This is a genomic window from Limosilactobacillus vaginalis DSM 5837 = ATCC 49540, assembly GCF_000159435.1.
Classification (GTDB): Bacteria; Bacillota; Bacilli; order Lactobacillales; family Lactobacillaceae; genus Limosilactobacillus; species Limosilactobacillus vaginalis.
Window position 1 is genome coordinate 143211 of sequence record NZ_GG693415.1, and the last position, 20081, is coordinate 163291.

At 39.6% G+C, this 20081-nt stretch carries 19 protein-coding genes and 1 other RNA gene; 15 read left to right on the forward strand and 5 right to left on the reverse strand.

All coding sequences use genetic code 11. The annotated features are described in order from the left end of the window. Positions 1-66: 66 nt before the first annotated feature. Both HMPREF0549_RS07195 and HMPREF0549_RS07200 read right to left on the reverse strand, forming a co-directional pair. Entirely contained in the window at positions 67-498 is a 432-nt protein-coding gene (locus HMPREF0549_RS07195) for a PAS domain-containing protein (RefSeq protein WP_003717615.1), read from the reverse strand. Between the two features lie 15 nt (positions 499-513). After that, complete coding sequence (locus HMPREF0549_RS07200; RefSeq protein ID WP_003717616.1) at positions 514-1050, reverse strand: 3'-5' exonuclease; 537 nt, start codon at positions 1048-1050, stop codon at positions 514-516. 134 nt (positions 1051-1184) lie between these two features. On the opposite strand from HMPREF0549_RS07200, the gene murB reads away from it, so the two are divergent. Beyond that, positions 1185-2081, forward strand: a complete 897-nt coding sequence (gene murB, locus HMPREF0549_RS07205; RefSeq protein ID WP_003717617.1) for a UDP-N-acetylmuramate dehydrogenase — start codon at positions 1185-1187, stop codon at positions 2079-2081. A 253-nt stretch (positions 2082-2334) separates the two neighbouring features. Here murB and HMPREF0549_RS07210 read toward each other — a convergent pair whose 3' ends face one another. After that, entirely contained in the window at positions 2335-2994 is a 660-nt protein-coding gene (locus HMPREF0549_RS07210; RefSeq protein ID WP_003717618.1) for a DUF1361 domain-containing protein, read from the reverse strand. Positions 2995-3139: 145 nt separating this feature from the next. Here HMPREF0549_RS07210 and cdaA point away from each other — a divergent pair, with 145 nt between their 5' ends. The 13 genes from cdaA (at position 3140) to HMPREF0549_RS07270 (ending at position 16911) form a co-directional block, all read left to right on the forward strand. Further along, positions 3140-3985: a diadenylate cyclase CdaA gene (cdaA, locus tag HMPREF0549_RS07215; protein ID WP_003717619.1), complete on the forward strand. Its 846-nt coding sequence runs from the start codon at positions 3140-3142 to the stop codon at positions 3983-3985. Continuing rightward, on the forward strand, positions 3978-4820 hold the full coding sequence (locus HMPREF0549_RS07220; protein WP_003717620.1) for a CdaR family protein: 843 nt from the start codon (positions 3978-3980) through the stop codon (positions 4818-4820). Before cdaA ends, HMPREF0549_RS07220 begins: the two co-directional genes overlap by 8 nt. Before the next feature lie 24 nt (positions 4821-4844). Beyond that, complete coding sequence (gene glmM / locus HMPREF0549_RS07225) at positions 4845-6200, forward strand: phosphoglucosamine mutase (protein WP_003717621.1); 1356 nt, start codon at positions 4845-4847, stop codon at positions 6198-6200. A gap of 185 nt (positions 6201-6385) precedes the next feature. Further along, positions 6386-8206, forward strand: coding sequence for a glutamine--fructose-6-phosphate transaminase (isomerizing) (gene glmS, locus HMPREF0549_RS07230; RefSeq protein ID WP_040531610.1), 1821 nt, complete (start codon positions 6386-6388; stop codon positions 8204-8206). Between the two features lie 274 nt (positions 8207-8480). After that, a complete protein-coding gene (locus HMPREF0549_RS07235) occupies positions 8481-8792 on the forward strand; it encodes a hypothetical protein (RefSeq protein WP_040531613.1) in 312 nt (103 codons plus the stop codon). Between the two features lie 105 nt (positions 8793-8897). After that, the gene (locus HMPREF0549_RS07240; protein WP_003717624.1) at positions 8898-10751 is read left to right on the forward strand and encodes an acyltransferase family protein; all 1854 of its coding nucleotides are present in this window, start codon (positions 8898-8900) and stop codon (positions 10749-10751) included. A 3-nt stretch (positions 10752-10754) separates the two neighbouring features. Then, a complete protein-coding gene (locus tag HMPREF0549_RS07245) occupies positions 10755-11213 on the forward strand; it encodes a MarR family winged helix-turn-helix transcriptional regulator (protein WP_003717625.1) in 459 nt (152 codons plus the stop codon). Then, positions 11210-12016, forward strand: coding sequence for a Cof-type HAD-IIB family hydrolase (locus HMPREF0549_RS07250; RefSeq protein WP_003717626.1), 807 nt, complete (start codon positions 11210-11212; stop codon positions 12014-12016). Before HMPREF0549_RS07245 ends, HMPREF0549_RS07250 begins: the two co-directional genes overlap by 4 nt. Before the next feature lie 315 nt (positions 12017-12331). Continuing rightward, positions 12332-12892 carry an aggregation-promoting factor gene (apf, locus tag HMPREF0549_RS07255; RefSeq protein WP_003717627.1) on the forward strand — a complete coding sequence of 187 codons (561 nt, stop codon included), beginning with the start codon at positions 12332-12334 and terminating at the stop codon, positions 12890-12892. Positions 12893-13195: 303 nt separating this feature from the next. After that, positions 13196-13569, forward strand: a transfer-messenger RNA (tmRNA) gene (gene ssrA / locus HMPREF0549_RS09540). Between the two features lie 135 nt (positions 13570-13704). Next, positions 13705-14421 carry a response regulator transcription factor gene (locus HMPREF0549_RS07260; RefSeq protein WP_003717628.1) on the forward strand — a complete coding sequence of 239 codons (717 nt, stop codon included), beginning with the start codon at positions 13705-13707 and terminating at the stop codon, positions 14419-14421. Further along, positions 14421-15881, forward strand: coding sequence for an ATP-binding protein (locus HMPREF0549_RS07265; RefSeq protein ID WP_003717629.1), 1461 nt, complete (start codon positions 14421-14423; stop codon positions 15879-15881). The genes HMPREF0549_RS07260 and HMPREF0549_RS07265 overlap by 1 nt, the downstream gene beginning before the upstream one ends. Positions 15882-16050: 169 nt before the next feature. After that, on the forward strand, positions 16051-16911 hold the full coding sequence (locus tag HMPREF0549_RS07270) for a GRP family sugar transporter (RefSeq protein WP_003717630.1): 861 nt from the start codon (positions 16051-16053) through the stop codon (positions 16909-16911). Positions 16912-17203: 292 nt separating this feature from the next. Here the strand turns inward: HMPREF0549_RS07270 and HMPREF0549_RS07275 are convergent, their stop codons facing one another. Next, positions 17204-17878 (reverse strand): response regulator transcription factor, encoded by a 675-nt coding sequence (locus HMPREF0549_RS07275; RefSeq protein ID WP_003717631.1) that lies wholly within the window; start codon positions 17876-17878, stop codon positions 17204-17206. Positions 17879-18247: 369 nt separating this feature from the next. Between HMPREF0549_RS07275 and HMPREF0549_RS07280 the strand changes: the two genes are divergently transcribed. Further along, entirely contained in the window at positions 18248-18754 is a 507-nt protein-coding gene (locus HMPREF0549_RS07280) for a hypothetical protein (RefSeq protein ID WP_003717632.1), read from the forward strand. Positions 18755-18942: 188 nt separating this feature from the next. Here HMPREF0549_RS07280 and HMPREF0549_RS07285 read toward each other — a convergent pair whose 3' ends face one another. Continuing rightward, positions 18943-19908, reverse strand: coding sequence for an Rpn family recombination-promoting nuclease/putative transposase (locus HMPREF0549_RS07285; protein ID WP_003717633.1), 966 nt, complete (start codon positions 19906-19908; stop codon positions 18943-18945). Between the last annotated feature and the right edge of the window lie 173 nt (positions 19909-20081).

Consider the following 20081-nt stretch of genomic DNA (forward strand, 5'->3'; position numbering starts at 1 on the left):
AGACGCTGGCTTATCTTATCGGCTTTTAGCCGAAGAGCAAACCACCCGTTTCACGGGTGGTTATGATTATTTATGTTTGAATAATACTTGTTTAATGTTATGTAACCAGGCGCCCTTTTCTTGGTGCCCTGAAACATCTTGTGTTACTTCAACACAGCCGATATATTTACCGCTATCGTCATGAAGCGAGTAGAAGGCAATGTTAATTGGCTTACCGTGGTAGTGAATGATTAGGCTTAAAACACCGCGCTTGCCATCGTGCATTTGCTGTAAGACTTGTTTCACCCGTTCTTGGCTATGACCAGGGTGAACCTCTAGGACGTGCTTGCCGAGATCGTCGTCAGTCCGCTTGAAGAGGCGGTGCTTATTTGCCGAAGACCAGCGAACAATGTCGTGTTCATCAATAAAGTCAAATTCTTCGGGAATGGTTTGAAAAATAGCATTTAATTGGGTTAAGGTTAAACTACCACCTAGTAGCTTGACTGTTTCGTTATCCATAGATTGAGTACTCCTTTAATTATAAAAATTAATAAATGGGCGAAGCTGTTCTCCACTAAAATGCTGGGCTTCATATAAAAGAATATTGGCACAGGCTTGAGCATCATCAAGAGCATTGTGGTGGTGATGCAGATCAATTTGCAAGGCATCGCAAACGGTGTTTAGCCGGTAATTATCAAGCCCAGGGATTAGTCGACGACTGCTTTTTACGGTATCAAGCGTTTGGAAAGTCGGTGGCTGAATACCATAATGGAGAAGGGTATTCTTTAGGACGCTATTATCAAAACTATTATTATGAGCAATTACAAGTTGTTCAGGCCGGTAGAATTGTTTAATGTGTTGCCAAACCTCGGGAAAAGTTGGCGCATCTTGAACATCTTCTTCATGAATTCCATGGATCTGCACGTTTCGCCAGAAGAAGTCAGTTTGGGGATTAATTAAAGTGTAAAATTCATCAGCAATTTTGCTATCCCGAACAATTGTCAGTGCTAGAGAACAGGCACTGTATCGTTTACCGTTTGCTGTTTCAAAGTCCATCGCAACAAAGTTCATGAAGCGAGATCTCCTTTCGTCAGGCTTGATTTAATGCTCTATTCAATTTTACCAGTAATTCGTTTTCTACGCCAAAAGATTAGTGATTAAACATGGTACAATAATACTAGATTAAAATAAAGGACGACAAGATTATGGTAGTTAATTTAATTAAAGAATTTCCCGAAATTAATATAAAAAAACAGGAACCACTATCTAAATATACTTTTACTCATACCGGAGGAGAAGCTGATTGGTTGGCTTTTCCAGAAAATGTTGAACAAGTTCAACAGTTAGTAAAGTTCGTTAAGAAAAATGACATTCCATTAACGGTGATTGGTAATGCCAGTAACTTAATTGTTCGTGACGGCGGAATTGCAGGGTTAGTATTAATTGTAACTGGCATGAACCAGATTAAGGTTGAAGGCAACAATGTGATAGCTCAAGCTGGGGCGACCTATATAAAGACGACCCAGGTTGCGCGGGATCATAGTTTAACTGGTTTGGAATTTGCTGCCGGAATTCCTGGGAGCATTGGTGGTGCTGTCTTTATGAATGCCGGTGCATATGGCGGGGAAACCAAATTTGCGGTTAAATCGGCTACCATTATGTTACCAACCGGTGAAATTAAGGAATTAAGTAATGAAGAACTTGATTTCGGCTACCGTCATAGTAGTGTTCAGGATAATCATGGGATTGTTCTCGAAGCAACATTCGAATTAAAACCTGGTGACAAGGAAAAGATTACCGCCCAAATGGATGAACTGAATGCTCGGCGTGCCGCTAAGCAACCATTAGAGCTGCCATCTTGTGGAAGTGTCTTCAAGCGGCCAACAGGATATTTTGCTGGAAAATTAATTCATGACGCAGGGTTGCAGGGATATACTTCTGGTGGTGCACAAGTATCAAAGAAACACGCTGGCTTTATCGTTAATATTGATAACGGAACGGCCACTGATTACCTAAATGTTATTCATCACGTTCAAGCGGTTGTTAAAGATAAATTTGGTGTTTCATTGGAGACCGAAGTGCGGATTATTGGTCGGAATTAATTTATTAGGTTAGAAGTGAAGCTGGGAATTAACCCATTTAAGAGCCTGGTGGGCTAACCTAGAACGATGAATGATGATGAAATTATCAGAGTGGTTCGTAGCCACATAGGCTTGCTACGCTGCCTTAGACTCGAAGGCTCGGGTTAATTTCCGCAATTAGACTCAGTAAATTCAGAAATTACCGGTAATAGTAAGAGTCTGGGAAAAAACATTTGTTTTTTCCCAGACTCATTACTTTTTATATAACCACCTATTATCCCTTATATTTGGTGTTTTGGACTGTCTTAAGGATCCAGTAGGAAAGAATTTGTAAACAGGTAAGGATTAGAGTGAATTTAAGCATGTTGATGGACCAGATGGATAATAGCTGACGGAAAAACCAACTTGGGGTAAAGAAAAGGTAAATGGAGTGGAGACGAAGAAAACGGCCAATGTAGATGCCGATGCTTGAGACGAATGAAAAGAAAATGATCCACCAAAATTTGATTTTTGGATGATGCGGGCAAACTAATTCAGTAAGTTGGTGACTAACCTGATCCAATGATAAAAGGCCGAAAAAGAGACAGCTGATTGCGCAAAGAATCATTATGGCAAAAATTAACCAAATATGGGGATCGGATTTTAGGAGGCCGTTGATACTAGTATGGGGACTAAGCCAGGAGAGGTGAAAAAGGTCTGTCATGACGTAAGGGGTATTTGGGTAAAACAATAGCCAAATAATGAGGCATGTCCAGAAAGCCAATGCCCGTCGATCGTTAAAGCGGGGGAGCTGAAAACCAATTTCAACCGGAATATAGGCCAAGAAAACGTTAAAAGCCATGAAGTTAAACGGTTTTGGCATAAAAATTTTCAGGAGAATAATTGCAATCCAGAAGAAAAAACGAATTTGCCATTGCTTAGTTAATTTAAACATCTGATTGGGTTCCTTCCGTAAATAAGTATTTCATAGTTCAGAATAACAGACTTTATCGCAGATACCAGAAATTTAATGAAGTACAGTTCTTTCCGGGATAAAATGATATAATGTTATGGTAATTTAGAGGATGGTGAGATAAGTTATGCAGTTTATTTCGGCGCTGTTTACTTGGCAAAACCTGATCCATCTAATTGATATCTTAGTAATTTGGTTTTTAATCTACGAATTATTATTATTAATTCGTGGTACTCGGGCTGTTCAATTATTCCGGGGAATTCTGATTATCATTCTGGTTAAGGTAGTCAGTTGGTACATTGGATTAAGTACGGTTTCTTGGGTAATGGATCAGATCATTAATTGGGGTGTGATCGCCATTGTGATCATTTTCCAGCCAGAAATTCGTCGGGGACTGGAACACCTAGGACGAGGGACGTTCTTTACCCACAATCAAACGGCTAACGAAACCGAAGAAGAGACGATTAAGCAATTAGATCAGGCAATCCAATACATGTCAAAACGACGGATCGGTGCTCTGATTAGTATTGAAATGAAGACGGGATTGGAAGAATACATTGAAACCGGGATTCCGCTAGATGCAGACATTTCAGGCGCATTGCTGATTAACACGTTCATTCCTAATACGCCGCTTCATGATGGTGCGGTAATCATTAAAAATAATCGGATCTCAGTTGCGGCGGCATATTTACCCCTATCTGATAGTAAGTTGATTCCTAAAGAATTAGGAACCAGGCACCGGGCCGCTGTTGGGATCAGTGAAGTTACCGATGCACTAACAATCGTTATTTCTGAAGAAACTGGTGAGGTTTCAATTACGAAGGATAACGAGTTAATTCGTAATATGTCGCGAAATGATTACTTGAAGTTCTTGCGGGCCCAACTATATAGCCAAGCAATCAAGAAGAATAATAACTTCTTTACTAAGCTATTTTCCTTCTTCGGTCGTCAGGGAGGTGGCAGCAATGAATAACTGGGAATTCTTTAATAATAAGTGGTTCTTGCGGATCACTTCTCTTGTTCTGGCTCTCTTCCTCTTTTTCTACGTTAATAATGGTAGTAATGGCTTTTTAAGACAAAATACCAGGCAGCATGACCAGACGAGTGCCCTGATGTCTAACAAAACCGCGGTTATCAAGATGCCACTTGACATTACGACCGATAATAATTACGTTGTTAGCGGCTACCCCAAAACTGTCCGCGTAACCGTAAATGGTCCTTCAGCGTTGGTAACAACAACTTCAAATACGCAAAACTTTAAGGCTTATATTGACCTGACTAACGTTGGAGTAGGAAAGCACCGGGTGAAAGTTAAAACTAGCGGCTTGAATTCCGAACTTCACGCAACAGTAAAGCCACAGTATGTAACGGTTAATGTCCAGCCACGGAAGACAGTTACTAAAAAAATTACTGTTCGGTTAAGTTCCCATTCACTAAGTAATAATTATCAGGTGGGAACGCCACGGACTGATGTTGATCATGTTCAAATATCTGGATCCCGCGAAGAAGTCAATAAGGTTGACCGGGTTCTTGCCTTCGTCGCAGTGCCAACTAAGGCAACGTCCGATATTCACCGGTTAGTAACTCTACAAGCGGTGGATAAAAATGGTCAAACCCTTAACGTGGTAATCGAGCCAAACACAACTAACGTAACGATTCCAATTCATGGTGAGGGCGATAATACTAGTAGTTCAGCAAGCGATAATGATAATGCACAGTCAAGCTCAAGCAGTAGTCACGCTAGTCGTGCAAGTTCAAGTGAAAGCAGTTCATCGAGCAGTAGCTCACAAGCAAGTTCAAATGAGTAGATTTTAGTTAAGAGGAGAAAAATAATGAAGTTAAAATATTTTGGTACTGATGGTGTTCGTGGTGTTGCAAACCAAGATTTAAGTCCTGAATTAGCCTTTCGGGTTGGCCGTGCTGGTGGATACGTTCTTACTCGGCACTCTGAACGAAAGCAGCCGCAAGTTCTTGTTTCACGCGATACCCGGATCTCTGGTCAAATGTTAGAGAATGCGTTGGTTGCTGGCTTACTTTCAGTCGGAATTGAAGTTTTACGATTAGGGGTTGTTACTACTCCGGGGGTTGCCTATCTTGTTCGTGCCCAAGAAGCCGATGCTGGTGTAATGATTACCGCAAGTCATAATCCAATTAAGTATAACGGTATTAAATATTTTGGTGGAGACGGCTTCAAGCTATCAGATGACTTGGAATATGAAATTGAACAGCTATTAGATGCCGAGCAAGATACGTTGCCACGACCATCTGATGAGGGATTAGGAACAGTTGCTGACTATCATGAAGGTGCCTTGAAGTATACTTCATTCCTTGAACAAACAGTTTCAACCGATCTTTCAGGGTTAAAGGTAGTTGTTGATGCTGCTAATGGTGCAACTTCAGGCTTTGTTTCCAACCTATTTGCTGATATGAACGTTGACTTTATTCCAATTAACGCTCAACCAAATGGTCTGAACACTAATCTTAACTGCGGTTCAACTCATCCTGAAGGGTTACAAAAAGCTGTTGTTGAAAATAAGGCTGATCTTGGGATTGCCTTCGATGGTGATGGAGACCGTTGTATTGCTGTTGATAATGAAGGAAACATTGTTAATGGTGACAAGATTATGTATATTTGCGGAAAATACATGGATGATAACGGCTTATTAAAGAAGGATACAATTGTCACTACCGTAATGAGCAACTTGGGGATGTACAAGGCACTTGAAAGTCATAATATGACCAGCGTGAAGACAAAGGTCGGTGACCGGTATGTTGTTGAAGAAATGTTAAAGAACGGCTATAACCTGGGTGGTGAACAGTCGGGACATATTATCTTCTTGGACTATAATACGACTGGTGATGGAATGCTGACTGCTTTACAGCTCCTTTCAGTAATTAAGGAAACAGGCAAATCACTGAAGGAGTTAGCTAGCGACGTTACAAACTATCCACAAGAGCTTGTTAACATCAAGGTGGCTGATAAGGCTGCTGCAATGAAGAATGAAAAGCTTCGGGCGATTATTGAAGAAGTCGAAGGTGAAATGAATGGTGATGGACGAGTTCTTGTTCGTCCGAGCGGAACAGAACCATTGCTTCGGATCATGGCAGAAGCAGCTACACCAGAATTAGTTCATCAATATGTAGAACGAATTGCTGATGTTGCCCGTAAGGAATTAGAAGTTAAATAATAATTAAAAAGAACTAGGAAAATTTCCTGGTTCTTTTTTCATCAGTTTACTAGACATCTTACCTAGACCAATTAAAGTCACTTAGTTTGACAATGCTAGTTAAAAACATTATCATACTAAGTGCATTCAATGGACTGGACATGCTATATATGTCTATACCAATTTTAAAAAGGATGGTATTAAATATGTGTGGAATTGTTGGAGTGACTGGGAGTCAAGACAGTCTATCAATTTTAATTAATGGTTTAAAGCGGCTTGAATACCGTGGCTATGATTCAGCTGGGGTTTACGTTAACGATAATAAGGGTCATGACTACCTGGTTAAGCGTGCTGGCCGGATTAGCAACCTTGAAGATGCATTGACCGACGATGTTCATGGAATGTCAGGAATTGGTCATACTCGGTGGGCTACCCATGGTGAACCAAATGAAGCCAATGCTCACCCTCAATATTCAAATGACGAACGCTTCTATCTTGTTCACAACGGGGTAATTGAAAACTATGCCCAATTGAAGGCAAATTATCTGGCAGACGTTGACTTTAAGAGCCAAACCGATACAGAAGTAATTGTTCAATTAGTGGATAAGTTTGTTGTTGAAGATCACCTTTCAACTAAGGATGCATTATTAAAGGTTTTGAAGCTAATCAGTTCTGATTCATCATATGCATTTGTATTAATGGATAAGGAAGAGCCAGATACTCTTTATGTTGCTAAGAATAAGAGTCCATTACTAGTTGGAATCGCTGATGGCTACAACATGGTCGGCTCAGACGCTACCTCAATGTTGAAGCAAACTAACCAATTTATGGAATTGGATGATCATGAACTAGTTATTGTTAAGCCGGACTCAGTTGAAATCGAAGACTTTGACGGTAACGAAAAGCACCGTGATACTTTCACTGTTGATATGGATCCAAACGCAGCAGACAAGGGTGCTTACCCATTCTACATGTTAAAGGAAGTTGATGAACAACCAGCCGTAATGCGGAAGTTAGTTCAAAAGTACTTTGATGAAGACGGCAAGCCGACAATTGATGAAGAATTGTTAAAGTCAATGTCTGAAGCTGATCACCTTTACATTGTTGGGGCTGGGACTAGTTACCATGCTGGGTTGATTGGTGCTCGGATCTTTGAAAAGTTGGTTGGTATTCCAACTTCTGTTCACATTTCATCAGAATTTGCTTACGAACAACCATTGCTCTCCAAGAAGCCATTCTTTATCTTCTTGAGTCAAAGTGGTGAAACAGCTGATAGTCGTGAAGTATTGGTTAACGTTAACAAGAATAATTGGCCAAGTCTTACAATTACTAACGTAGATAAGTCAACTCTTTCTCGGGAAGCAACCTTTACCGAATTGCTTTATGCTGGTCCAGAAATTGCCGTTGCCTCAACTAAGGCTTACACAGCGCAAATTGCCGTTGAAGCAATCTTAGCTAAGGCACTTGGTGAATACATGAATAAGCCAGTTGCTGGTGCCTTCGATGTTAAGCACCAATTAGGTTTGGTTGCCAACGGGATGCAATCAATTACTGATAGTAAGAGCATTTTGAAGGATCTTTCAGACAAGTACCTTTCAAAGCCACGGAATGCTTTCTACATTGGTCGGGGAATTGACTGGTCGGTTTCTCTTGAAGCAGCCCTTAAGCTAAAGGAAATTTCATATGTTCAAGCTGAAGGATTTGCTTCAGGTGAATTAAAGCACGGAACAATTGCCTTGATTGAAAAGGGAACACCAGTTATTGGAATTATTACTCAAGACCGGACCGCTGGATTAACACGGAGTAATCTGGAAGAAACTGAAGCGCGGGGTGCTAATACTCTGATAATCGTATCTCGTCACTTGGCAAAGGATGGCGATAACATTATCCTACCCGATGTTGATGAATTACTTAGTCCGCTTCTGAGTGTTGTTCCAGCACAATTATTGGCATACTACACTAGTCTTGGTAAGGGATTGGATGTTGATAAGCCACGGAACTTGGCAAAGTCTGTTACCGTTCAATAATTAATCAAAAATCGTCAGTTGCGCATAAAAGACGTTAGCAACTGGCGATTTTTTGTGTATTAGAGAAGAAATACTTTGACACTTTTTAGTAAAATTACTAAAAAGTTGTTGACAGTGATATATGAAACCGCTATCATAATAAATGTAAGGTATTTAAGTAATTACCTTCTAATCAATTCTCTTTCTCTCTTATGCCAATCATCGCCAATTTCGACGATGATTTTTTTTGTGCTTCTCGTTATAATAATTGGAGAGTATGAAGGGAGTTAGGATTGTGGAAGAACAACATGAAGTTTTGGATTTGATTGAACAAATTACACGGAATGATGGGACCAGCTACTATGAAATTGGTAATATGGTCCAAAATGGACGGGCTGAATTAGCTGCTGAACGTGGCTTTATTAAGGAAGTCCGGATCCTGCAGTTAAATATTCCTCATTCCCAAAACGTAATTAAGTATGAACACTTCATTAACACTCATTACAAAATGCAGGACGAGTCAATGGATCACTGGGACGAGTGGAAACGGACCCCGGAAGCAGATAAAATTGTTCATGATATTTTGGAAGAAAACCATATTGGCTAAAAAGTTAAAAGTAATATTATTTAATAAATTTTCTTTTAAAAGAGTCTATACAGCAATTTGCCAAGACCTTATAATTAGAAAAGATATTTCTTGGGGGTTCTGTTAATGAACAAAAAGGAAGGCCTAGTAATCAATCGGGCTCAGCCGCATCACGTCACAGGAATTGACGGCTTACGAACAATTGCAGTGCTGGGAGTAATTATTTACCACCTGCTGCCAACCCAATTAAAGGGTGGCTTTCTTGGTGTCCCGCTATTCTTATTAATCTCAGGCTATTTTATTACTTACCAGTTCAGTAAAAAGATTGAACGTGGTGATCGACTTGGATTAAAGCATTTTTATGCTAAGCGCTTTTACCGTCTTTATCCAGTTTTAATTACGATGTTAGTGTTAACAATTGCGTACATTACGCTGTTTGCTCATGAGCTTTTGCATGACATTCGGCAAATCTTTGTTACTAATATCTTGTGGGTTTACAATTGGTGGGAGATTTATCATGGACAATCATACTTTGATCAATTCGCTAACCAGTCACCATTTACTCACCTTTGGACATTGGGGGTTGAAGCACAATTCTATGTTCTTTGGCCGATTATTATATTTCTCTTGTTTAAGGTGTTCAAGAAGCGTTCAATTGTTCAATACCTTGTTTTGGGGTTGGCGATCTTGTCCGCAATTGAAATAGCTGTCTTGTACCATCCTGAGACGCTTAACCGAGTTTACTATGGAACTGATACGCGGGCTTTTTCTCTCTTGCTTGGCTCATGGCTTGGCTTAGTCTGGCCGCTTGATCGGCTAAGTACAAAGGTTACGGTAACTGCTTCACGGATATTAGATGGTTTAGGAGTCATCGCTTTAATTATTACTCTATTTGGCTTTATAACCTTAGATGGGCAATCCTCATTCACGTACCATGGGGGAATGTTCTTTTATAGTGTAATTGGGACCGTCTTACTAGCAACGATCTTTCACCCGGGAAGCCACATGAATCGGTGGTTAACCAACCCGTTCTTTAGTTGGTGTGGTCAGCGATCATACGGAATTTACGTCTATCAGTATCCTGTTCTTGTATTTTATGAACGGGCAATTGATGTTGGTATCCACCCAGTTATTAGTGGGATTGAAGAATTAGCATTAATTGTTATTATCAGTGAAGTTTCATATCGGTTGATTGAACAACCGCTTGCTAAGCGTCGGTTAAGTGATTTCCATTGGCAAAAAATTAAGTTTAATAATTGGAAACAAGCGGCAACGGCAACAGTTGTTTTGTTAATTGCCGGTACAGCAGGCTACGGTCTCTGTCAACCTAATGTTCAACCAAAAAAGACAACTGTTCAGAAGCAAATTGAAAAGAACGATCAATTAACTGAAAAACATAATAAGCAACTTAGTAAGGGCAAAAATGTTGAAACAACCAAGATTAGCACCGTTCAAAAAGAGTACCAGCTAAGCAAGACTGAAATTAAGCAGGCGCAAAAACTGAAGGTTACTGCAGTTGGTGATTCAGTAATGCTTGACGCTTCTAATAGCCTTCAACAATTGATGCCACATGCTTACGTTGACGCTAAGGTGGGACGGCAGGGCTCACAAACGCCGAAAGTCCTTAGTCAGTTAAAGGAGAGTGGTCACCTTAACCAGATCGTTATTTTGAATTTAGGGAATAATGGTGCCATGGATCAGAAAACAATCGATAATATTCTCAAGACTATTGGGAAAGATCGGCAAGTTTACTGGGTAACTCCGCACATTCCATCAAAGAGTTGGCAACAACAGGTTAATAACCAGATCCAGGAGATTGCGAAGGAGCACCATAACGTTCACCTAGTTGATTGGTATGCCGCAAGTAATGGTCAATCCGGCTGGTTTGCAAAAGATGGCGTTCACATGAATAAGCAGGGAAATAACCATTATGCAAAATTGATTACGAAAACTATTTTGAAGGATCAACGGGGTGAATAGTTAATGAATGATAATGAAAAATTACTAGATAAGGCGATCGATCTATATTTGACCGGTTTAAAAGGCCTCGATTCGTTTATTTCGGAGCCTTCTGCAGAATATTCCCTTTCCTTTGAACAGTACTTGATTTTAAAAAAGATTGTTCATAATCCCAAGATAAAATTAATGGACATTGCTGATGAACGCGGCGTAACCAGAAGTGCCATTTCACGACAGCTTCGGCCCCTCTTGAATCATAATTACATCCAACAAGAAGCCGATCCTGAAGATCGCCGGCGGTTGTTCTTAATCAGTACTATTAGAGGGAAGCAGGTTGAGCAGCACATTGGTTCACTTGTGTTGAAGCGTTTTTCAAACTGGCTTGATGTTTACGGGAAGGATCGGGGTGCTGAGCTGTTAGATCTTTTGGAAGATTTTAATAAAGAAATTGTTCAGGCAAATTATAGCGAGGAGAAAAAATGATTAAGGTAATTGCGTTAGACTTAGATAATACCCTGTTAAACAGTAATAAGGAAATTAGTGCTCGAAATGAACGAGTCCTAAAGAAACTTCATTCTCAAGGTATTCACGTTGTTTTGTGTACTGGTCGACCAATTAATGCCATTTGGCCACTGATTGAACAGCTTGGGCTGACAAAACCAGATGATTATACAATTACTTTTAATGGCGGATTAGTGATTAACAATGTCTCTAAGGAACACCTTTTTGAATTAGGAATGACTAGGGATGACCTTCAACCACTGTTAAAGTTTGTTAAGCAGGAAAATATCCCTCTTGATATATTGGACTACGATCGAGTTTATGAGTTAAGCGATCAACCGCGTTCAATCTATAAGACAGTCTTAAAGAACATTGAATTCCGTGATACTAAGAGTACCGAACTTAGGGAAACAACTTATAGCAAGGCAGTTATGGCGATTCCCGCTGAGAAATTAACCCCGATCATTCAGAACCTTCCCGCTGAACTTAAGCAGAAGTATCATGCGGTTCAATCACAATCAATGATTATGGAATTTTTGCCTCCAAAGGTTAATAAGATGGTTGGTTTACAGGCGCTTTTGCAACACTTTAATTTGGACTTCAGTAACTTGATGAGCTTTGGCGACGCTGATAATGATCTGGAAATGATTCAAGCAGCTGCTCAAGGGATTGTCATGGCAAACGGTCTTCCTGAGGTTAAGAAGGCGGCTACAGCAATCACGGATTCAAATGATGAAGATGGGGTTGCAAGCTACTGTGAGCGGTATTTTGCAACACTGTTGTAATAAAAAACAGAAAATTAGTTAATAAAGTTGTTGAATTAGACGATTTTAGTGAAAATTGCCCTTGATTCAACAACTTTTTTCATTATCACACGAAGAAGTTAGGACAACCAAAGAAATCATTGAATCCCATTATGACGGCCTTTAACAAGCTAAATTTTATAAATGTGTGATCGTTTACAATCAATATTTCAGTAGCTTTACAAACACTTCGCAATAATCAGTTAAACGATAAATCGCTGTTATCTAGTAGTAATATTCATCGTGTAATATAAGAACTGTTGAATCGGAATAATAAAAAAGGATGGTATTGAATTTATGGTTTCTAAGAAAAAACTTGCAAAATTAGCTGCTTCTGTTGGTGCAATTGTCTTCGGTGTTGCAGCTACTCAAGCTGTTGTTAATGCTGATACAGTTTACACCGTTAAGAGTGGTGATACACTTTCAAGCATTTCTTACAAGTTTAATAAGAACAACAGCCTTGTTAATGAAATTGCTCAAAAGAACAGCATTAAGGATATTAACAAGATTTACGTTGGCCAACGCTTAATTATTAAGAGCGATGGTGAAATCCAACCAGCATCATCTCAAATAACTACCCAAAATAGTAATAATACTAATGACAGCCAACAGGTATCAACAAGTACTGTAAGTGGTTCAGAAGCAGCTGCTAAGGCCTGGATTGCTAACCGCGAATCTGGTGGAAATTATGGTGCTACTAACGGCCAATATATCGGAAAGTACCAACTTTCAGCATCATACCTCAATGGTGATTACTCAGCTGCTAACCAAGAACGGGTTGCAGATCAATATGTAGCTAGTCGTTACGGTTCTTGGACCGCCGCCCAACAACACTGGATGGCGAATGGTTGGTATTAAGAATAAGAGCGTGAACCCGTAAAGAATTCACGGTTGATAACGATTTCTCCCGGCAGTGGTGTTTTACACCGCTGTCGGGAGTTCGTTATCTCGAGTGAATTTAGGGTGAGCGCGTTTAGACTATGATGCATTAGAACAGCTCTAGCAAGCTCCTGCCAAACAGAACTCAACTATATAGCCTAGACTAAATCGATTTCTCCCGGCAGTGGTGATTAATACCATTACCGGGATTGTTATTTAGGAAAAATAATGCATAAATGATGCATTGCCGCTTTATCAATGTTACAATTAATACTGTATTTTGGGGATGTTTTTGGATTCGACAGGTATAGGTCGAGTTTCAATTGCGTTTCGAAGGTTGCGTCTTCGTAAAAACGCTCAGTTTTAAATTATAACTGCAAACAATAATTCAAACTCTTACGCATACGCTGCCTAACAAGTAGTGCGCGTAAATCCATCCTGGGTTCGTCCATGATGCAGTGATGGGTTTCATATCTTAGTGGACTACGCTTAATACTCACGCTTGAAGTATTAAGAAGAAATTACCAAGCTAGTTAGTCATGGTTGCCCTGATCAACGGCGTTTTGATTAATGAAACCTAAATAGTTGAGATATGAACGTAGAGGTTGAAATGGCGATATGCCTGGACACGGGTTCGACTCCCGTCATCTCCATTGCAGAAGGGAGGCTGAGAAAAAGCATTTGTTTTTCTCAGCCTTTTTATTTGCTAATCTTATTAAGATAGGGTGAAGAAAGTTATTTCCCGGGAAATAGTGAATTGATTTTGGTAGTTAGTGAGGGAGAATTGTAGAATGAAAATTTTGATGATTGAAGACAACCACTCAGTATGCGAAATGATGGCAATGTTCTTCAAAAAAGAAGGCTGGCAGTATGAGTTCGCCTATGACGGGGTTGAAGCAGAAGAAAAGTTTAGTGCTGCTCCGCATGAGTGGGATGTTATTCTCTTAGATTTGAATTTACCGAAGAAGGATGGTATGCAGGTGGCAGCGGATATTCGCCGGATTTCAACCACGGTACCATTGATTATGTTGACTGCGCGTGATTCTGAAAGCGATCAAGTGCTCGGATTGGAAATTGGGGCGGATGATTACGTAACTAAGCCGTTTAGTCCGATCACGTTAATTGCTCGAATCAAGGCTCTCCAACGACGCTCTCAATTAAGCGCAACGCAAGGAGCCCAACATTCTAACCAGGATCGTTTTGATATTAAAACTAAGCATTTTAAGATGGATACTAAGACCCGTGAAGTATATATGTATGGTAAGCCAGTGAAGGATCTAACTCCAAAGGAATTTGATCTATTAAAGACGCTGGCTAGCAAACCTCGCCAGGTATTCACCCGGTCTCAATTACTCCAGCTGGTTTGGGACTATGAATACTATGGTGATGAGCGAACGGTTGACGCCCATATTAAAAAGCTTCGTCAAAAGCTTGAAGCTGTTGGTCCACAAGTAATTCAAACGGTCTGGGGCGTTGGTTACAAGTTTGATGATGAAGGAAATGAATAATGAAGTTACTATATCGATTAATGATTGCCTTCTTTACGGTAATTATTACGCTGATGACGGTTTTAAGCCTGGCTTTCATTAATGTTACTAATGAGACGATGTATCGAAATACCTGGAATCAGTTAAAAACTTACTCTGATAGCTTGGTTCAGGATGCAATTCGTTATGATACAGTTGACCATACTTTTAAGGGCTTTGAGAATCAGGCCTTGTTGAGTAATGCGGCACTGCTTTCTAACCAGCATGTCCATTTTGCAATTTTTGATATGACGCAGCGGCAGACGTTTGCTAGCAATGGTTTTGCACCTCAAATAAGTAAAAATGATTGGAAAAAACTAAAAAAGGGCAAAACAATTTACTTACGGCTTACTCGGCCACAGATTAATAATCAAAAAGCTCACCAGTCAGCAATGACAGAGGTAATTCGCCCGTACTTCTACCACAAGAAAATGATTGCGGTCGTTTCAATTGCTACCTTTGTTTCGGTGGTAGAAGAAAATATGCATCAGCTGAAAATAAACCTAGCAATTGCCTTTCTTATTGCTACCTTAGCAGCACTTCTAATTAGTTATCTTCTCGCTCGGTCAATTACTAAAAAGATTGATCAGCTTCGGACTGCTACCCGGCAGGTTGCTAAGGGAAATTACCATGTAAAGGTACCAGTTAACGGTAAGGATGAGGTTGATGATCTTGCCCGAAGCTTCAACCAGATGACAACTGCCCTTCGTGAGTCCGATCAGGAAATTCGGCGACAGGAAGAACGGCGACGGAAGTTCTTGGCTGATGCCGCTCACGAAATGCGGACCCCGTTAACGACAATTAATGGATTGTTAGAGGGACTTCGGTATGATGCTATTCCCAAAGAAGACTGGAACCATAGTATTGAATTAATGCAGAACGATACTCAGCGGTTGATTCGGTTGGTTAACGATAATTTAGATTATGAGAAGATCCGTACTAATCAGATTTCAATGGACCGTAAACTATTTGATTGTTCTGCTGTTTTGACTAATCTTAAGGAACAGTTGAATAAGCGTGCAGCGGAGAAAGAAGATCGGATTCAATTAGACGTTCCTGCTGGCCTGTTGGTGTACGCTGACTACGATCGTTTTGTTCAAATTATGTTCAACGTTATTCAGAATGCCATTCAGTTTACCAGTAATGGCTTAATTAAAATTTCGGCGCGTCGTGTTGAACGGGGATGCAAATTTAAGATTAGTGATAATGGAATTGGGATGACAAATGATCAAGTAAAGAACATTTGGGAGCGATTCTATAAGGCTGATCAGTCACGGAGTAATCAATATGGCGAATCGGGACTTGGCCTGCCAATCGTTCATGAACTAGTAAACCTTCATGGCGGGAAAGTAACGGTTGAAAGCAAGCCGAAAAAGGGAACAACCTTTACTATTTTTCTCCCGGATCCTCAACATGCACCACACAGGAATAGTCAGAATTAGCATTTCACATTTATACCAATAATTTATTAAACGCTTTCTTATAGATAATATAAGTTTTTCTTATATTTATACCATCTATTTATTTTGTGAAAATACTTGTGTAAACGTTTGCAACCGTTTATAATACTATCTCGTAATCAATTATTCATTTGATAGGAGAGAAATAAAGATGGTTTATTTACTTGCATTAATTCCAGCACTTGGTTGGGGGCTTATGCCATTAATCACTGGTAAGATTGGTGGTTCTGCTGTTAACCAGATGTTCGGTATCGGTGCTGGTGCCACAATCATTGGGTTAGTTGCTTATGCGGTTACTCAGCCGACTGTTAGCACAACTGCTTTCTGGTTTTCTGTATTATGTGGTGCTTTATGGACGATTGGTCAGGTTGGGCAATTCGTTTCTTTTAAACGGATGGGTGTCTCAAATACCATGCCGCTTTCCACCGTTTTACAATTAGTTGGTAATTCACTAATTGGGGTTATTATCTTTGGTGAATGGCATAGTGCTCGGGCGCTTACAATCGGTTTTGTTGCATTGGCAATCGTTATTGTTGGTGCTTTGATGACATCAGTTTCTGATAGTAATTCGGATAAGAAGGTTACTGCTAGTAACTTTATCTTCTTGTTGGTAACTACTATTGGTTACTGGGTATATTCAGCATTTCCAAAGATTCCAATCGTTGCCAATGAAAGCGCCCAAGGGATCTTCCTTCCAGAAATGCTCGGAATCTTACTTGGCTCTGTAATTTATGCTCTTTGTTCCGGTAATGCTTCTTCATTCAAGCAAAAGGAACAGTACTTAAATATCCTTGGTGGTTTATCATGGGGAATTGCCGCCTTTGCTTATATCTTTTCTGCTAAGGCCCTTGGTGTTACCGAAGCGTTCATCTTCACCCAATTAAACGTTATTATTGCAACCTTTGGTGGAATTTGGATCCTTCACGAACACAAGAGTCATCGTGAAATGGCCTACACTATTTGGGGAATTGTTTTGATTGTTGTTGGTAGTATTGCTACTGCTTTTGCATAGAATAAAGCAGTTAACTGAAAAAATATCTAATAGAGGAACGGCAAAGAATATGTGTCGTTCTTTTTTCTTTTAAACACGAGAATGTTGAAATGAAGACGTGTAAGAAAAATAAAATTGTGATATAAAATGGCTCCAGTGCTCGATAAAACCGAACATTGGAGCCTTATTTATAATTCCATACTTTCCTAAGTTTAGCCGCGTTCTTGTTGAGGCATCTTTTCATCAGCAGGGTGTTTATATTGACGAACTAAGGCAAAGAAACTTTTAGCTTTGCGACGAGCAATCGGACAGGTCATACCATTGTAAAATTCAATTTGGCGATGATAGAAGTCCACGTTTTCACGGTATGGGGATTTACCAGATAACTCCGGTGGACCCGAATAAACCGAGAGTCATTGTTGGCAATCGTGGTGAGGTTCTGATGAATCTCGATTACTCGATTGTCATTGGTGAAAATGGTGGCCGAATGGGTATTACCCTTGTTGGACTTAAAGAAGCAAATATCATCGAGCAAAATGGTCCGGTCCTGATTATAGCTGGTGTAGTGAAAAAGATTTTCTGCCTTTTTTTGGTGCTGGCGAGTAATCAGACGAAAGTCCTTCATTAATTCTTGCTCAATATTATCTTGATCTTTTGAAATAAAATCCAGTGCCTGAACCCGGTATTTATACGTGGTATAAAGCAATTCATCGTGAACGGTAATGAAAATAATAGAAGCTTCTGGATCTCTTTGCCGGATTAATTGACTTAACTGTAGTCCTGCGCGCTTGTTATGATTGATTTGTAGATCAAGGATAAAAACGTTATCTGCACTTGGTTCTGGTAGTGCCTTATTTAAGCTGGTCGTAGAACTGAACGGTAATACTAACGAGTCAGTTACCTGTAATTTTAAAAGAATAGTTTTCACAACAGCTTGCAAGTTGTTAAGTTGTTGTAAATTATCCTCCATAATGAATACCTTTAGCATTAATAACCCCTCCCCAGATTACATACTTAATATAAATTAAGTGGGGGGGGGAGATTCCAGCGTTCTATTTGATTTTTCATTAAGAAGTAAAAGAATCCTGAAAAAAGAATAGAAATTTTTTCAGGGCTAGGAATTAACTAGTTTTTGTATTCTTAAGTTAAGGTGAAAAATTTATTGGCAATTAGTTAGCTTTTTCACTTTTTGGTAGTTACTTTTCAGTGAAGACTTAGGTAAAAAGATTTTATTAAGAATCTTCCTTTCTCTTTTAATCGGATTGACGTAACTTAATGGTTGTACAAACAAAAAAGTATTAATTCGGATCACAATGATAGAATTAATGATTTAGTTACGAGGGGGAAATATTACATTATGAGTAAGAAAAAGGTTTTACAAGCGGTGGCTACTATCGGTGCCATTACCGCAACCGGTGCGATCGCTACCACGGCCCATGCTGACACAACGCCAGCCACTAGTAATGCTGCTGTTAGCCAAACACCATCAGCTGATCAACAATTGTCTAGCCTGCAAGCTAGTCAAGCAAAAGCCGAACAGAGCTTAACTGACCAAAATCAGGCTGCATTAAATTCACAAACAGCAACTATCGAGCAACAAGCCAGTGAAGCAGCAAATAAGGAAAATGCTGCTTATAGTTCAGCAGTAGCTAGTCAAAGCGCTGCTAACCAAAAAGAACTCGCTAATGCTGCCCAACACATTGTGACACCCGCACAAAAGGCTCAACAAGAATCCGCAGCCAAGAGCGCTTACGATAAGAGCAAAGCTGACTTGGATGCTCAACATTCAGCCAAGAGTAATCAAATTAAGACTGATTACGATGCTGCAGTAAAGAAGACTACCGATGAGGTCAAGGCAAACTAAACTACTGCTGAACAACAACACACCCAAGAAGTTCAAAATGCTACTAAGGCGGTTAGCGATGCCCAAATCAAGGTCAACAACTTAACCCAACTCAACCAGCAGAAGCAAACGGAATTAACAAATGCGAAGAGTCAACTGGATCAAGCGAAGGAGAACAGTAAAAACACCGACTCTTTTGATAACAGTACTTATGATAATGCTAGTGATCCTCTTATCTTTTTATCCAGTGCTTCCTGGTAGTCCTTTGCGGCTTCTGCAGGATCAATTTGGCAAATATTGATTAAGAAGTTTTCAACTTGTTCCTTAATTTGGCCGCTTTTGATTAAGTCGGTTATTAAGGAGAGACGCTCTTTAACTAATCCTTGCTCAATACCTTCTTCAATGCCTTCTTCACGTCCTTGCTCAATGCCTTGTTTGAGTCCTTCTTCATGCCCTTGCTTTAGACCTTCTTCGTGTCCTTGTTTTAGGCCTTCTTTTAGTTTGTTTTCGATATCCATTTCGTATAATGTCCGTAGCATATATTCTCTCCTCCATTCCTGGTTCTGTTTTACAAACGATATTCTTTTCTTTAATTTTATAATGAAGTCGTCTTCTTCATCAAGCTTTCGATTAGCTATTAGGTCCAGTACGTTTTGCAACTTTGGGCCAACCGTTTTTCGGTGACTAGTAATATCGAAAAAAACTGATTTTTCGTGATCTTGGTATGTATAGTTAGGATAATTCTCAATAATCCGCTTAACATCGTATCGCTGTTCACCGAGGCCAAAGGGATCAAAGCAACAGAAAAAGATCACAAATGATTTATTAGCTTTGATGTAGTTTTTCACTTTTGTATACGCAGCTGTTGCGAGACTTGATTGGTAAAAGCTGGCCCGTTGTGGCAAATTATGATTATTTTCGACTTGTATTTCTAAATCATAGTGACGGTTATCATAATCTTTGACATAAATATCAAAACGGGAACTTTTGGCATCATGGGTGGTTTTGATTTCCTGTTGGCTATTGAGAATCTTAATTCCTTTAATTGTCATTGTTGGAAAGATTCGCCGTAATAACTCTAATGTGATTTTGGGATCGAGAAAGGTCTTACTAAAGATGAAATCATCAGTCAGACTAGCCTCTTCCCAGCTTTTCCTTGAACCTGTTTGTTCCATTTTCTATTCCTTTTATATGAATTTTGAGAAGACCTCTCAAATTAATAGAACGAAGAATAATGGAAAAATCACTAAATTATTTTTGTTGTTTCTTCTAATTGAAAACGGCTTCATGGTTCGGTATGATTAGGGGTGTAAATATTAATAATAAGAAAGAAGTTCTGGAAATGACA

Bases quoted from the DNA above. Each gene is read 5' to 3' on its own strand.
- HMPREF0549_RS07195 (WP_003717615.1), bottom strand. From the start codon at position 498: ATGGATAACGAAACAGTCAAGCTACTAGGTGGTAGTTTAACCTTAACC.
- HMPREF0549_RS07200 (WP_003717616.1), bottom strand. From the start codon at position 1,050: ATGAACTTTGTTGCGATGGACTTTGAAACAGCAAACGGTAAACGATAC.
- murB (WP_003717617.1), top strand. From the start codon at position 1,185: ATGGTAGTTAATTTAATTAAAGAATTTCCCGAAATTAATATAAAAAAA.
- HMPREF0549_RS07210 (WP_003717618.1), bottom strand. From the start codon at position 2,994: ATGTTTAAATTAACTAAGCAATGGCAAATTCGTTTTTTCTTCTGGATT.
- cdaA (WP_003717619.1), top strand. From the start codon at position 3,140: ATGCAGTTTATTTCGGCGCTGTTTACTTGGCAAAACCTGATCCATCTA.
- HMPREF0549_RS07220 (WP_003717620.1), top strand. From the start codon at position 3,978: ATGAATAACTGGGAATTCTTTAATAATAAGTGGTTCTTGCGGATCACT.
- glmM (WP_003717621.1), top strand. From the start codon at position 4,845: ATGAAGTTAAAATATTTTGGTACTGATGGTGTTCGTGGTGTTGCAAAC.
- glmS (WP_040531610.1), top strand. From the start codon at position 6,386: ATGTGTGGAATTGTTGGAGTGACTGGGAGTCAAGACAGTCTATCAATT.
- HMPREF0549_RS07240 (WP_003717624.1), top strand. From the start codon at position 8,898: ATGAACAAAAAGGAAGGCCTAGTAATCAATCGGGCTCAGCCGCATCAC.
- HMPREF0549_RS07245 (WP_003717625.1), top strand. From the start codon at position 10,755: ATGAATGATAATGAAAAATTACTAGATAAGGCGATCGATCTATATTTG.
- HMPREF0549_RS07250 (WP_003717626.1), top strand. From the start codon at position 11,210: ATGATTAAGGTAATTGCGTTAGACTTAGATAATACCCTGTTAAACAGT.
- apf (WP_003717627.1), top strand. From the start codon at position 12,332: ATGGTTTCTAAGAAAAAACTTGCAAAATTAGCTGCTTCTGTTGGTGCA.
- HMPREF0549_RS07260 (WP_003717628.1), top strand. From the start codon at position 13,705: ATGAAAATTTTGATGATTGAAGACAACCACTCAGTATGCGAAATGATG.
- HMPREF0549_RS07265 (WP_003717629.1), top strand. From the start codon at position 14,421: ATGAAGTTACTATATCGATTAATGATTGCCTTCTTTACGGTAATTATT.
- HMPREF0549_RS07270 (WP_003717630.1), top strand. From the start codon at position 16,051: ATGGTTTATTTACTTGCATTAATTCCAGCACTTGGTTGGGGGCTTATG.
- HMPREF0549_RS07275 (WP_003717631.1), bottom strand. From the start codon at position 17,878: ATGCTAAAGGTATTCATTATGGAGGATAATTTACAACAACTTAACAAC.
- HMPREF0549_RS07280 (WP_003717632.1), top strand. From the start codon at position 18,248: ATGAGTAAGAAAAAGGTTTTACAAGCGGTGGCTACTATCGGTGCCATT.
- HMPREF0549_RS07285 (WP_003717633.1), bottom strand. From the start codon at position 19,908: ATGGAACAAACAGGTTCAAGGAAAAGCTGGGAAGAGGCTAGTCTGACT.